Source organism: Streptomyces sp. NPDC008092, from assembly GCF_042957285.1.
GTDB lineage: Bacteria > Actinomycetota > Actinomycetes > Streptomycetales > Streptomycetaceae > Streptomyces.
In genome coordinates this window covers 458276-471807 of the sequence record NZ_JBIBHY010000003.1, presented here as the reverse complement: position 1 = coordinate 471807, position 13532 = coordinate 458276, and the positions used below count along the sequence as shown (strand labels likewise).

Sequence of the window (13532 nt, the reverse complement as noted above, 5' to 3'; positions counted from 1 at the left end):
CCGTCGTAACCCGTGAACAGCCGAAGTGTCGCTCAATATATGTTTATGTGCTTTTTCGAAGGGAGGTGCGCCCGATGACGCAGAGCCCTGCCCGTACCGACGAGGCCGGACCGTCCCCCGCTCTGACGCCCGCTCAGGCCTTCGACGCGCTCTACGCGTTCTGCGCCCCGGCCCTGGTACGGCAGGCCTACCTGCTCACCGGCCGCCGGGAGCTGGCGCAGGAGGCCGTCGAGCGGGCCTTCCAACTGGCCTGGCAGAACTGGCCGCAGGTGGCCCGCGACCGGGACCCGGCCGGCTGGGTGCGGGCGGTGGCGCACGAGTGTGCGCTCTCTCCCTGGCACCGCTTCCGGCTGCGCTACCGCCATCCCGAGCCGCCGCCGGCCGACGCGGCCGACCGCGCGCTCCTGGAGGCGCTGCTGAAGCTGCCGCCGACGTACCGGCGCACCCTGTTGCTGTACGACGGCGTCGGCCTCGACCTGCCGGAGACCGCGGCGGAGACGGAGGCGAGCACGCCGGCCGCGGCCGGCCGGCTGACCCGGGCACGGCGGCTGGTCGCCGGCCAGGTGCCGGAACTCGCCGACCCCGCCGCGCTGCACCGCCGGCTGGCCGAACTGGCCTCGACGGAGCGGCTGCGGGCGGCCCAGCCGCCCGCCGTGCGGACGTACGCCGAACAGCGGACCCGATTCTGGACCCGGTCCGCGCTCGCCTTCACGGCGACGATCATCGCGGCGACGACCCTCACGCTGCGGTCGGCGCCGACGCACTACGAGGCGCCGATCGGTCCGGCGCAGGCGATCAGCGGGGTGCCGGCGGAGGTGGGGCTGGGGCCGTTGTCCGCCGGGGAGCGGGCGCTGCAGGCGAAACTGCTGCGGGCGGCCGAGAACGGACCGGAGAGAGTGGTGCCGCTGGCGAGGTAGTGGGTTCGGGTGCGGGTGTGGGCCGGTGGGGGCTGGTCGCGCGGTTTCCCGCGCCCCTGAAGAACATAGCTGCGGGCAGTCGTGCCGCTGGGGCGGCACGGGTGGGCGCTGGGGGTCCCCCCGGCCGAAGGCTGGGGGAGGCACCCTGCAAGCGCGGGCAAGCGAAACGCCGGTAGGCCCGCCCCCACCCCCGGGGAACGGGCCTACCGACGTACCTCTATGACGTTGCTCAGCCTGCGAGGATCTCGCGCGCCAGCTTCGCCGTCTCGGTCGGGGTCTTGCCGACCTTGACGCCCGCGGCCTCCAGGGCCTCCTTCTTCGCCTGGGCGGTGCCCGACGAACCGGAGACGATGGCGCCGGCGTGACCCATGGTCTTGCCCTCCGGCGCGGTGAAGCCCGCGACGTAGCCGACGACCGGCTTGGTCACGTTCTTCGCGATGAAGTCCGCGGCCCGCTCCTCGGCGTCGCCGCCGATCTCACCGATCATGACGATCAGGTCGGTGTCGGGGTCGGCCTCGAACGCGGCGAGCGCGTCGATGTGCGTGGTGCCGATGATCGGGTCGCCACCGATGCCGACGGCGGTCGAGAAGCCGATGTCACGCAGCTCGTACATCATCTGGTACGTCAGCGTGCCGGACTTCGACACCAGGCCGATGCGGCCCGGCTTGGTGATGTCGCCCGGGATGATGCCGACGTTGGACTGGCCGACGGTGATGATGCCGGGGCAGTTCGGGCCGATGATCCGGGTCTTGTTGCCCTTCTTGCCGGCGTGCGCCCAGAACGCCGCCGAGTCGTGCACGGCGATGCCCTCGGTGATCACGACGGCCAGCGGGATCTCGGCGTCGATGGCCTCGACGACCGCGTCCTTGGTGAACTTCTCCGGCACGAAGATGACGGAGACGTTGGCGCCGGTCTTCTCGATGGCCTCGGCGACCGTACCGAATACCGGTACTTCGGTGCCGTCGAAGTCGACGGTCTGCCCCGCCTTGCGCGGGTTCACGCCGCCCACGACGTTGGTGCCGTCGCCGAGCATGAGCTTGGTGTGCTTCATGCCCGTGGCGCCGGTCATGCCCTGGACGATGACCTTGCTGTCCTTGTTGAGCCAGATAGCCATGGTGTGTTGTGTCCTCGTCCTGAGTGCTTACTTGGCGGCGTTTGCCAGCTCGGCGGCCTTGTCGGCCGCACCGTCCATGGTGTCGACGCGCTGCACCAGCGGGTGGTTGGCGTCGGTGAGGATCTTGCGGCCCAGCTCGGCGTTGTTGCCGTCGAGGCGGACGACGAGCGGCTTGGAGACGTCCTCGCCGCGGTCCTCCAGGAGCTTCAGGGCCTGCACGATGCCGTTGGCGACCTCGTCGCAGGCGGTGATGCCGCCGAAGACGTTGACGAAGACCGACTTGACGTCGGGGTCGCCCAGGATGATCTCCAGGCCGTTGGCCATGACCTGCGCGGAGGCGCCACCGCCGATGTCCAGGAAGTTGGCGGGCTTGACGCCACCGTGGTTCTCACCGGCGTACGCGACGACGTCCAGGGTGCTCATGACGAGACCCGCGCCGTTGCCGATGATGCCGACCTCACCGTCGAGCTTGACGTAGTTGAGGTTCTTCTCCTTGGCGGCGGCCTCCAGCGGGTTGGCCGCGGCCTTGTCGTGCAGCTCCGCCCAGTCCGCGTGGCGGAACTCGGCGTTGTCGTCCAGCGACACCTTGCCGTCGAGGGCGATGACGTCACCGGAGGCGACCTTCGCGAGCGGGTTCACCTCGACGAGGAGGGCGTCCTCCTTGATGAAGGTGTCCCACAGCGTGACCAGGACGTCGGCGACCTTGTCGGCGACCTCGGCCGGGAACTTCGCGGCGGCGACGATCTCCTTGGCCTTGGCCAGGTCCACACCGTCGATCGGATTGATCGGGGTCTGGGCGACGGCGTCCGGACGGGTGGCCGCCACCTCCTCGATCTCCATGCCGCCCTCGACGGAGGCGATGGAGAGGAAGGTGCGGTTGGCACGGTCGAGGAGGAAGGAGACGTAGTACTCCTCAAGGATCTCCGGGGCCGTCTCGGCGATCATCACCTTGTGGACCGTGTGGCCCTTGATGTCCATGCCGAGAATGTCCGTCGCCCGGGCGACGGCCTCGTCCGCGGAGGCGGCCAGCTTGACGCCACCGGCCTTGCCGCGGCCACCGACCTTCACCTGCGCCTTGACGACGGACTTGCCGCCCAGCCGCTCGGTGATCGCGCGCGCCGCCTCAGGCGTGTCGATGACTTCACCGGCCAGCACCGGTACATCGTGCTTGGCGAAGAGGTCCCTCGCCTGGTACTCGAACAGGTCCACGCGCTTCCGTCCCTATCAGTGATCTCGCGGTTCGTTGGATGCGTGGGCGTGCCGCGATGGGCAACGTGACGTCCGCGTGTGTCACAAGGGGGGCGCACACGGTGTCCGAGCGCGCGGCATGTCCGTCTCGCAGATTATCGCCGCTCGCTGGGGGTCTCTAAATCGGGAGTCACACCTGAGCGGTGATACCTGTCACATGATGCCGGGTATCCCGGGTTTCGGTGGCACGGCGTGCCGTCCCACGTGCGAAGTGCGAGGCCTCACCGGGCTGGGGTTGGCCCGGTGAGGCCTCAGGCCCCGAGGACTTCCGGTCCTCGGGGCGGGCGGCCGCACCCCGCCCCAGGGGGGAGCGCCGCCCCGACCGTGGGATTCCTGCCGGACGGACCGACGGCGTTCGGCCGCCCGTACCGGACCGCCCACGGAGTCGTGGAGAGCCGGCCGGCCGCGGGCCTACGCCCCGCGGCCGGCCTCCGGGGTCAGGGGGTACCGCCGAGAGGAAAGGCGGAGGAGAGGGGCGGGGCGAAGGGCGAAGGGAAAGGCGAAGGGAAGGGGACGTGGCCGGGGGCGGTGTCCGTGAGCATGGCCTCCGCGCGGCTCTGGAGGGCCTGGGCGTGGGCCCGGGCGGTGGCCTGCGCCCTGGCCGTGGCGGTCGCGGCGCGGGCCGCACGGGCGCCCTGGATGGCCTGGGCGCCGCGGATCCGGTCCGCCCGGCTCGACACGGCGGGCGGCTCTTCGGCGCCGGCCGCCGCGGGGCGGCCGAACGCCCATGCCCAGCTCCCGCCGGCGGCTGTGACCATGGAACGGCCGATGTACTCGTTCATACGTGCGTCAGTCCTTCGGGGCTCCGGCGTGCGTTCCGCACGCGGTACGGAGCCGGGAGAGCTTCCGGTGCGACCGGAAGCGCGGCTGGGGACATCGCCGCCCGGAGCGCTCGGCAGGGGAACCGAGGCGTGCTCACGGAGTCCGGAAGGGGGATCCGCAAGGGTCCGGGCGGGCGGGCAGACCTGTTCCGCCCCCGCGCGACAGGTCTGAGGCGGGGAAGGTGGTCGCCGGTCCTAGCCGGGGAAGAGGGGGATGTCCCGGTACCTGTCCCGGGTCCCGGCCGCGTCGGCACGCGCGGCGGCACCGGGCGCGAGGCTGAGCGGCGCCCGGTCGGCGAAGGTCACGGCGTGTGCGTCACCGTGCCGGGAGGGGCCGCCGTCCGCCGCCGACTTGCCCAGCGCGCCGTCCGGGTCCCCGGCGGGCGCGGGGCGGGCGGGACCGTCGGCGGCCCGGGCGGTACGGACGTGGTGGCCGCCGGCGTGCGTCGCCCCGGCCGACGGGAAGGGTACGGCGGTGATCCGCGGCCCGTACGACGCGTCGGCGCCCGGTGCCGTTTCTGCTGCCGATTCCGTACGGGGCTTGTCGTGCCCGGCGCCGTGGGCGACCGGCGTCCGCGGGTGCGTGGCACCGGGCGCCGGTGTCACCGGTGCCGGGGCCGGGGCCGGCTCGGCGGGCGGCTCGGAGACGACGGGGAGCTGCGGCACCTGCACGACGGGCAGCTCCGTCACCTGCCGTACCGTCTCGACGAGCGTCTCGGTCAGGGCCGTGGTGACGGGAGTGGTCACCTTGTCCGTCACCGACCGGACGACTTCGTGGACGCCGTCCACCACCGGTGCCACGGTCGTCGCCGTCGTCACCGTCGCAGCGGACACCAACGGCACCGCCCCGGTGACCGCCTTCCGCGCTTCCAGCGCCCGACGGGGCGTCACCACGTCCCGCAGCGGGAGCTTCGGGGTCACCGCCGACGTCGGCGAGGAGGCCGGCGCCGTCCCTTCGGCCGCCTGTGCCTGCTGCCCGCAGAGGAAGCCGAGCGCGAGCACTCCGCCGACCAGCAGCGCCAGTTGCAGCGCGCGCCGTCCGAGCGCCGTACGCACCACGCGTACGACGGCACCGGGCAGAACTGCTGGCGAGGTCAAGACGGGGAGGATCCATCCGTGCGGCGGAACAGGGCAGAAGGGGCCCAACGGCGTGAAGGCCGGTGAAAGACCGGTGGAGACTTCGATCCTTGCACGGGACTCCCGAGGTTGCGCAAGCCCCCCGTTACCGATGGGTAGTCATGTCCGTTTTGACGGCCGGTGCCGGACCCCGCCGAGTCGACAAGTCACCCTTCGGGCGGGGCGTCACACGGTGTCCGGCACCGGGATCGGCCGCTTCTCGATCGCCGCCGCCATCACCTCGGGGAAGAGGTCCGGCGTGCACGCGAACGCCGGTGCCCCCAGCGCCGCGAGCGCGGCCGCGTGCTCCCGGTCGTAGGCCGGCGCGCCCTCGTCCGACAGCGCGAGCAGCGCCACGAACTGGACCCCCGACGCCTTCATCGCCGCGACCCGCTTCAGCATCTCGTTGCGTATCCCGCCCTCGTAGAGGTCGCTGATGAGGACGACGACGGTCTCCGCCGGCCGGGTGATCTGCGACTGGCAGTACGCCAGTGCCCGGTTGATGTCCGTCCCGCCGCCGAGCTGGGTGCCGAACAGGACGTCCACCGGGTCGTCCAGCTGGTCGGTGAGGTCGACCACCGCGGTGTCGAAGACGACGAGCCGGGTGTCGATCGACCGCATGGACGCCAGCACGGCCCCGAACACCGAGGCGTACACCACCGAGGCCGCCATCGACCCGGACTGGTCGATGCAGAGCACCACCTCCTTCTTCACCGACTGCGACGCCCGCCCGTACCCGACCAGCCGCTCCGGCACGATCGTCCGGTACTCCGGCAGGTAGTGCTTGAGGTTGGCCGCGATGGTGCGGTTCCAGTCGATGTCGTGGTGGCGCGGCCGGCTGACGCGGGCGCTGCGGTCCAGGGCGCCGGTGAGGGTGGCCCGGGTGCGGGTGGCCAGCCGCTTCTCCAGGTCCTCGACGACCTTGCGCACGACCGCCCGGGCCGTCTCCTTCGTCGTCTCCGGCATCGCCTTGTTGAGCGAGAGCAGGGTGCCGACCAGGTGCACGTCGGCCTCGACCGCCTCCAGCATCTCCGGTTCGAGCAGCAGCGAGGCCAGCCCGAGCCGGTCGATGGCGTCGCGCTGCATGACCTGGACGACGGAGGACGGGAAGTACGTCCGGATGTCCCCGAGCCAGCGCGCCACCGACGGCGCCGACGCCCCCAGCCCGGCCGAACGCTCCCGCCCCGACTGCGGTCTGTCCCCCTTCCCGTACAGCGCGGCCAGCGTCCCGTCCATCGCCGCGTCCCGCCCCGACAGCGCGCAACCGGTCCCGTCGGCGGCCTCGCCCCCGAGCACCAGCCGCCACCGCCGCAGCCGCTCCCGCGCGGGATCACCGGTGCCGGTGCCGCCGCCAGTGCCGGTGCCGGTGTCCGCGTCCGTCACGTCCGTGGTCATCTCCCCGCCCCCACAAGGTCGTTGTCCGATTCCTCGGCGTCTTCCCCGGTGCCGAGGCCGAGCAGCAGGCGCAGCACCGGCAGTACGGCGTCGGCACGCCCGGTGTCCGGCTCGGCGCCGAATCCCGGCGTCCCCTCGGCCTGTCCCGCTCCGCCCCGGAGCCGCTCCCCCGGGCCACGGCGCACCAGTTCGCCGATCGTCCGGCGCACCCCCGGCTCGTACGCCGAGAACGTCCGGCGCAGCAGCGGCAGCACGTCCGTGAACGCCTCCGCCGGCACCCCGGTCAGCCAGGCGTCGACCAGGCCGAGCAGCCGCTCGTCGTGGACCAGCAGCATCCCGCCCCCGCCGCTCCCGCCGACGAACCCCTCGATCCAGGCGGCCGCGTCCGCCGGCGGGGTTCCCGGCGAGAGCGCGAGCCCCATCAGGAGCGCCGCCTCCGGTGGCCCCAGCTCACCCTCGTCCAGCAGGATCCGCACGGCCCGCCCGCGCAGCACCCCGGGCACGGTGTCCCGCCCGGAGAGCGTGCGCAGCACGGCCCGCCAGCGAAGGCGCAGGTCCGGGTGGCCGGAACCGGCCTGCGCCGCCGTCTCCCCGAGCAGCCCCACCGCCGTGTGCACCGCGTCCACATGGCCGCGCATCTCGTCGGCGGCGTCCGCGTCGAGGGCGGTGCAGGCCGGCGGGAGCCCGACGAAGACCCGCTCGGCGAGGCCCGCGGCGACCTCGGCGAGCGCCTGGGTGTCGGTGCCCCGGACGTCGCCGTAGCGCAGGGAGCGGACCAGGGCCGGCAGCGCCTGGGCGAGATGGCCGACGTCCGTGTCCAGCGCGGCCCGGTCGGCGAGCGCCCGCATCACCACCGGCAGGGCGTCCGGCAGCCCGGCGAGCAGGCAGTGCTCGGCGAGGCCGGTGACGTCGGCGAGGGCGCCCGCGTGCACCGCGTCGGCCTCGGCCCGGGCCGTCGCCGCACCTTCGACGGTCGTCCCCCACACGCCGGCCTCGGCCACCCGCACCGACAGCTCCGGCTCCCAGCGCAGCCGCCACGTCTCCCGGAACGTTCCGGTGCTCCCCCGCGACTGCGCCGGCTCCCCCCACCCGACGCCGAGCAGTCGCAGCCGGTGCAGCAGCCGACTGCGCCCGGAGTCGGTGTCCTTGCGCAGGTCGAGTTCCAGCTCCCGCTCCAGCGCCTCCGGCTTCAGCCTGAGCCGGCGCTGCTCCCGGGCCAGGTCCCGCTGCAACGGCACCGCGGGCGCCGCCTCCGGCACCTCCCCCAGCACGTCGCCGACCACCAGCCGGTCGTGCACCAGCGCCAGCGGGACGTCCGAGCCCTCGCAGAGCACCGCCCGCACCGCGTCGGTCGTCTCGCCGAGGCCGGGCAGCGGGCGGCCGCGCATCACGGCCAGCGTCTCGGCCAGCCGTACCGCCTCGATGACATGGGCGGAGGAGACGATCCGGTCCTCCTCGCGGAGCAGTCCGGCCACCTTGGTGAGCCACCGCTCCACCGGCCGGTCCGGGGCGCGGAACAGATGCCCGTACCAGCCGGGCGAGTCGATGCCCGCGCCGTAGCCGCTCGCCCGGGCCAGCCGGCGGTTCGTCCACGGCACCCAGGTCATGTCCGTCCTGACCTTGGGCAGCCCCTTCAGCAGTTCCCGGTCGGCGGCGACGGTGGTCCTCGCGCGCAGCGCCGGCACGTGCCACGCCCCGCACACCACCGCGACCCGCTCCCCGAACTCCCGCTGCGCGGCGCGCAGCCGGAGCCGCATGTGGGCCTCCCGCACCGGATCCCGGTCGCGGCCACCAGCCCCGTACGTCTCCCGCAGCGCCGCCATCGCCTCCGCCACCGCGGCGAACGGCGCGAACACGTCCCGCTCCCCGGCCCCGCCCCGGTGCTCGACGACGTCCTCCCACCAGCGCTCGGGATCGTCGTAACCGGCGGCCTCGGCGAGGGCGGCGAGGGGGTCGACGCGGATCTGCCGCCCGGCGCCGGACCCGTCGGCGTCTCCGGTGCCGGCATCCGCCCCGTCACCGTCACCGTCACCGTCGGGGTTGGGGTCGAGGTCGGGGTCGGGAGCCGCGGTCGCGGTCGCGGTCCCCTCCTCGCTCTCCCAGGCCAGCGTGTGCGTGGCCGGCAGGTCGATGAAGCGGGCCGGGACCTCGTGCTCCAGGGCCCAGCGGACGGCCACCCACTCGGGGCTGAAGTCGGCCAGCGGCCAGAACGCGGAGCGGCCGGGCTCGTCCACGGCGTGCCCGAGGAGCGCGACCGGCGGCCGCATCTCCGGGTCGGCGGCCAGCGGGATCAGCGCGTCGGCCTCCGGCGGCCCCTCGATCAGCACGACCCGCGGCCGGGCGGCGTCCAGCGCGGCGCGTACCGCCCGGGCGGAGCCGGGACCGTGGTGCCGTACCCCCAGCAGCAGCGGCCCGGGGCCGGGCGACCGCCGCCACGCCGTGTCCTCGCTCACGCGCTCACCTCGCGGCAGGCGCGGTAGAAGTCCTTCCAGCCGTCCCGCTCGCGGACGACCGTCTCCAGGTACTCCTGCCAGACGACCCGGTCGGCGGCGGGGTCGCGGACGACGGCCCCGAGGATGCCGGCGGCGACGTCTCCGGCCCGCAGCACGCCGTCCCCGAAGTGGGCCGCCAGGGCGAGGCCGCCCGTGACGACGGAGATCGCCTCGGCCGTGGAGAGCGTGCCGCTCGGCGACTTGATCTTGGTGCGGCCGTCGGTGGTCACACCGTCGCGCAGCTCGCGGAAGACGGTGACGACCCGGCGGATCTCCTCGATGCCGTCGGGCACGGCCGGCAGGTCGAGGGAGCGGCCGAGCTGGTCGACGCGGCGCGCGACGATGTCGACCTCGGCCTCCGGGCTCTCCGGCAGCGGCAGCACCACGGTGTTGAAGCGGCGGCGCAGGGCGCTGGACAGCTCGTTGACACCCCGGTCGCGGTCGTTGGCCGTGGCGATCAGGTTGAAGCCGCGGACCGCCTGCACCTCCTGGCCCAGCTCGGGGATGGGCAGGGTCTTCTCGGACAGGATCGTGATCAGCGTGTCCTGCACGTCGGCGGGGATCCGGGTGAGCTCCTCGACCCTGGCCGTCATGCCCTCCGCCATGGCCCGCATGACGGGGCTCGGCACGAGGGCGTCGCGGCTCGGGCCGTGGGCGAGCAGCTGCGCGTAGTTCCAGCCGTAGCGGATCGCCTCCTCCGGGGTCCCGGCCGTGCCCTGCACCAGCAGGGTCGAGTCGCCGCTGACGGCGGCGGCCAGGTGCTCGGAGACCCAGGTCTTGGCGGTGCCGGGCACGCCGAGCAGGAGCAGGGCGCGGTCGGTGGCCAGGGTGGTGACGGCGACCTCGACGATGCGGCGCGGGCCGATGTACTTCGGTGTGATCACCGTGCCGTCCGGCAGCGTGCCGCCCAGCAGGTAGGTGGCCACCGCCCACGGCGACAGCTTCCAGCGGGCCGGGCGCGGCCGGTCGTCCTGTGCGGCCAGTGCCGCGAGTTCGGCGGCGAAGGCGTGCTCGGCGTGCGGTCGCAGCGCGCTCTCGACGGTCGTCGGGTCGGTCGGTTCCACGGACACAGTCATGGCTGAGGCCCCCTCCAGCTCGGCCGGTTCGGATCTGGTGTCCACCGTGCACCACGCCACTGACAATCGCTCTGACCTGCACAGACGCGCTCGCCGGGGCGATTGTCAGTGGCGGGATCTACCTTCGATGGCATGACTCAGCAGGGGGTGCGCTGGAGTGCGGACCAGGTGCTGGCCTTGGCGCCTGACGCCGCGTCACGCAAAGCGGGAAGCAGGCTCGGAGCGGCGGGGCCGTGGTCCGGAGCCGGGAGTTGCGAGGAGGGGACGGTATGGGGACTGTGCAAGGGCAGCGGCAGCAAGCCGTACCAGACGATCGTGGACGTCGCCGATCCGGCGGGGCCCGCCTACAAGTGCAGTTGCCCGAGCCGGAAGTTCCCCTGCAAGCACGCCCTCGGACTGCTCCTGCTCTGGGCGGGCGAGGACGACTCGGTGCCCGCGACGCAGCAGCCGCCGGACTGGGCCGAGCAGTGGATCGCCGGCAGACGCAGGCGTGCGGAGGACAAACGGCCGGCGGGCGCCGGGAGTTCCCCGGCCGCCGCTGATCCCGAGGCGGCCCGGCGCCGGGCGGAGCAGCGGGCCGAGCGGGTCACGGCGGGCGCCACGGAGCTGGAGCAGCGGCTGTCCGACCTGCTGCGCGGCGGCCTGGCCGCGGCCGAGCAGGCGGGGTACGGGCTGTGGGAGGAGACGGCGGCCCGCATGGTCGACGCCCAGGCTCCCGGACTGGCTGCGCGGGTGCGGGAGTTGGGGGCGATACCGGGTTCCGGTCCGGGCTGGCCGGTGCGGCTCCTTGAGGAGTGCGCGCTGCTGCACCTCCTCGACCAGGGCTGGCTGCGCCGCGACCGGCTCCCGGCGAATCTCGCGGCCACGGTCCGTTCCCGCATCGGCCTGCCCGCCCAGCCGGACGGCCCGCCGGTGCGCGACCGCTGGCTGGTCCTCGCCCAGTACGACACGGCGGACCCGAAGCTGACGACCCGCCGGATCTGGCTGCACGGCGCCGGATCCGGCCGGACGGCACTGCTCCTCTCCTACGGCGCGGCCGGCCGCGCCCCCGAGCTGGCGCTGCCGGTCGGGCTCGCCCTGGACGCGGAGCTGTCCGCCTATCCGGGCGCGGGTCAGCACCGGGCGGCGCTGGGCGAGCGGTTCGCGGCGCCCGCGCCCCTGCCGACACGGCCGCCGGGCATGGCGACGGCACAGGCTGCGGCCCGATACGGGGAGGCACTGCGCGACGACCCGTGGCTGGATTCGGTGCCGGTGACCCTCGACCGGGTGGTGCCGGTACCGGACGGTGACTCCTGGCAACTGGCGGACGCCGACGGGGAGTCGGCGCTGCCCCTGACTCCCGGCGCCCGGTCCGGGCCGGGGCTGTGGCGGCTGGTCGCGCTGTCGGGCGGCGCCCCGGTCACGGTCTTCGGCGAGTGCGGCCACCGCGGCTTCACCCCGCTGACGGCCTGGCCGGAGGAAGCGGGCGAGGCGGTGCCGCTGTGCTGACCCGGCCGACACCCGAACCGGCCCGGCACCACCACCCCGCGCCCGAACCGACCCACGGAACCCGCGGAACCCGCGGAACCCGCGGAACCCACGGAACCCGTAGAACTCGCGGAACCCGTAGAACCCGCAGCACTTGCAGCACTTGCAGCACTCATAAAACCCGCAGAACTCGCAGCACTCGCAGAACTCGCAGCACTCCTGCATCTCGTGGAAGGGGAACCCCGTGACCGCTTGGGAGGATCTCGTCACCACGGCTCTGCTGGGCACGGACCGGCGGCCGCCCGCGACCGGCGGGCCGGGCCGGGCGGCGCCGGCGGCCCTGCTGGACGAGGCGGCGGTGGCGACCGTACGGCGGCGGGCCGGGCTGCGTCCGGCACCGGCCGCGCGCCGCCCCGAACCGGCCCCCGGGGACCCGCGCCCGGCGCTGCCGGCCGCCGCGGCACGCAGACTGGCGATGCTGCTGTCCGACCGCCCCGGCACCGGGGCCGGTGGCCGCCGCGGCACTTCGCCCGACCTGATGGAGCTGCTGCCGCAGTGGCTCGCGGCGGCCAACGCGCGCGGGTTCGCCGCGCCCCCGCAGGTGCTGCCCGCGCTGCTGGACGCGGCCCGGGGCCGTACCGACCTGCGGCCCGCCGCGCTGGCCTTCGCCGGACCGCGTGCGCTGTGGCTGGCCCGGCTCAACCAGGACTGGCGGTTCGCCCTGCGCGCGGCCCCGGGCGGCGGGGCGGCCCTGCCCGGCCCCGGGGACGCCGACGCGATCCGGCAGCTGTGGCAGGAGGGGCTGTTCGCCGAGCGGGTCGCGCTGCTGTCGGCGCTGCGGGCGCGTTCGCCCGAGGCGGCGCGCGAGCTGCTGGCCGGGACCTGGGCGACGGAGCGGGCCGAGGACCGGCTGATGTTCCTCGACTCGCTGCGCACCGGGCTGGCCGCCGGGGACGAGCCGTTCCTGGAGCAGGCCCTGTCGGACCGCAGTCGTAACGTACGGACGACGGCGGCCGAGCTGCTGTCCGCGCTGCCCGGCTCGGCGCTCGCCGGACGGATGGCGGTACGGGCCGGAGCGTGCGTGGCGGTCGACCACACGGGGAGCGGGCCCGTGATCGCGGTCGAGGCCCCGCCGGAGTGCGACCCGGGGATGGAGCGCGACGGCGTCGTCGCCAAACCGCCGACCGGGCGCGGTGAACGGTCGTGGTGGCTGGGACAGTTGGTGGAGGCGGCCCCGCTCTCCGGCTGGCCGGCCCGGCTCGGCGGCCGTACCCCTCAGGAGATCGTGGCGCTGGCGGTGGCGGACGGCTGGCAGGGCGAGCTGCACGCGGCCTGGTGCCGGGCCGCCGTACGGCAGCGGGACGCCGAGTGGGCGAGAGCGCTGCTCGGGGTGCCGGCGGCACCGGAGGCGGGCGGTCCGGGCGCGGTGTCCCTGGCCGAGCGGGCCAAGCTGCTGGGCACGCTGGAGGGCGGAGAGCGGGCCGGCTGGGTGGCCGGCTTCATCGCGGCGCACGGCCTGTCGGAGGCGTTCCAGCTGCTCGGCGTGTGCGCCGTACCCTGGTCCGCGCCGCTCGGCCGGTCCGTGGTGGACGCCCTCGACATCGCGCGGGACGCCGGGAGTTACCCGTGGAGCTTCAGCGGGGTGATGGGCCTGGCCGAACGCTGCCTTGACCCCGCGGAAGCCGGCCGGCTGGACGCGCTCCTCGCCGTCCGGGACGAACGGGAGGACGCGTCACCGGGCGCCGGCGACTACTGGGCGGAGGCGTTCCAGCGTCTGGTGACGACGCTGAGGCTACGGGCGGCGATGCTCGCGGAGCTCGACGACCGCGCCCCGTGAGAAAGGCGAGCAACGGCGCCCCGGCAGGGGCGCGGGGAACTGTGCGACA

Annotated in this window: 10 protein-coding genes; 3 read left to right on the top strand and 7 right to left on the bottom strand. The window is 74.3% G+C overall.

What is annotated here, in order from left to right; genetic code table 11:
• The first annotated feature begins 74 nt into the window (after window positions 1-74).
• A complete protein-coding gene (locus tag ACFZB3_RS11350; RefSeq protein ID WP_391373131.1) occupies window positions 75-917 on the top strand; it encodes a sigma factor-like helix-turn-helix DNA-binding protein in 843 nt (280 codons plus the stop codon).
• A gap of 229 nt (window positions 918-1146) precedes the next feature.
• On the opposite strand, the gene sucD is transcribed toward ACFZB3_RS11350, so the two are convergent.
• The 7 genes from sucD to ACFZB3_RS11315 form a co-directional block, all read right to left on the bottom strand.
• Window positions 1147-2031: a succinate--CoA ligase subunit alpha gene (sucD, locus tag ACFZB3_RS11345; RefSeq protein ID WP_391373128.1), complete on the bottom strand. Its 885-nt coding sequence runs from the start codon at window positions 2029-2031 to the stop codon at window positions 1147-1149.
• Window positions 2032-2058: 27 nt separating this feature from the next.
• On the bottom strand, window positions 2059-3240 hold the full coding sequence (sucC, locus tag ACFZB3_RS11340; protein WP_391373125.1) for an ADP-forming succinate--CoA ligase subunit beta: 1182 nt from the start codon (window positions 3238-3240) through the stop codon (window positions 2059-2061).
• 476 nt (window positions 3241-3716) lie between these two features.
• Window positions 3717-4061, bottom strand: a complete 345-nt coding sequence (locus ACFZB3_RS11335; protein WP_391373122.1) for a hypothetical protein — start codon at window positions 4059-4061, stop codon at window positions 3717-3719.
• Window positions 4062-4295: 234 nt separating this feature from the next.
• A complete protein-coding gene (locus ACFZB3_RS11330; RefSeq protein ID WP_391373119.1) occupies window positions 4296-5198 on the bottom strand; it encodes a hypothetical protein in 903 nt (300 codons plus the stop codon).
• Window positions 5199-5402: 204 nt separating this feature from the next.
• Complete coding sequence (locus tag ACFZB3_RS11325; protein ID WP_391373116.1) at window positions 5403-6611, bottom strand: VWA domain-containing protein; 1209 nt, start codon at window positions 6609-6611, stop codon at window positions 5403-5405.
• A complete protein-coding gene (locus tag ACFZB3_RS11320; RefSeq protein ID WP_391373114.1) occupies window positions 6608-9064 on the bottom strand; it encodes a DUF5682 family protein in 2457 nt (818 codons plus the stop codon). Before ACFZB3_RS11320 ends, ACFZB3_RS11325 begins: the two co-directional genes overlap by 4 nt.
• Window positions 9061-10179 carry an AAA family ATPase gene (locus ACFZB3_RS11315; protein WP_391373112.1) on the bottom strand — a complete coding sequence of 373 codons (1119 nt, stop codon included), beginning with the start codon at window positions 10177-10179 and terminating at the stop codon, window positions 9061-9063. Before ACFZB3_RS11315 ends, ACFZB3_RS11320 begins: the two co-directional genes overlap by 4 nt.
• Before the next feature lie 132 nt (window positions 10180-10311).
• On the opposite strand from ACFZB3_RS11315, the gene ACFZB3_RS11310 reads away from it, so the two are divergent.
• Both ACFZB3_RS11310 and ACFZB3_RS11305 read left to right on the top strand, forming a co-directional pair.
• Entirely contained in the window at window positions 10312-11667 is a 1356-nt protein-coding gene (locus ACFZB3_RS11310; protein ID WP_391373109.1) for an SWIM zinc finger family protein, read from the top strand.
• A gap of 223 nt (window positions 11668-11890) precedes the next feature.
• The gene (locus ACFZB3_RS11305) at window positions 11891-13483 is read left to right on the top strand and encodes a DUF5691 domain-containing protein (protein ID WP_391373106.1); all 1593 of its coding nucleotides are present in this window, start codon (window positions 11891-11893) and stop codon (window positions 13481-13483) included.
• The last annotated feature ends 49 nt before the right edge of the window (window positions 13484-13532 follow it).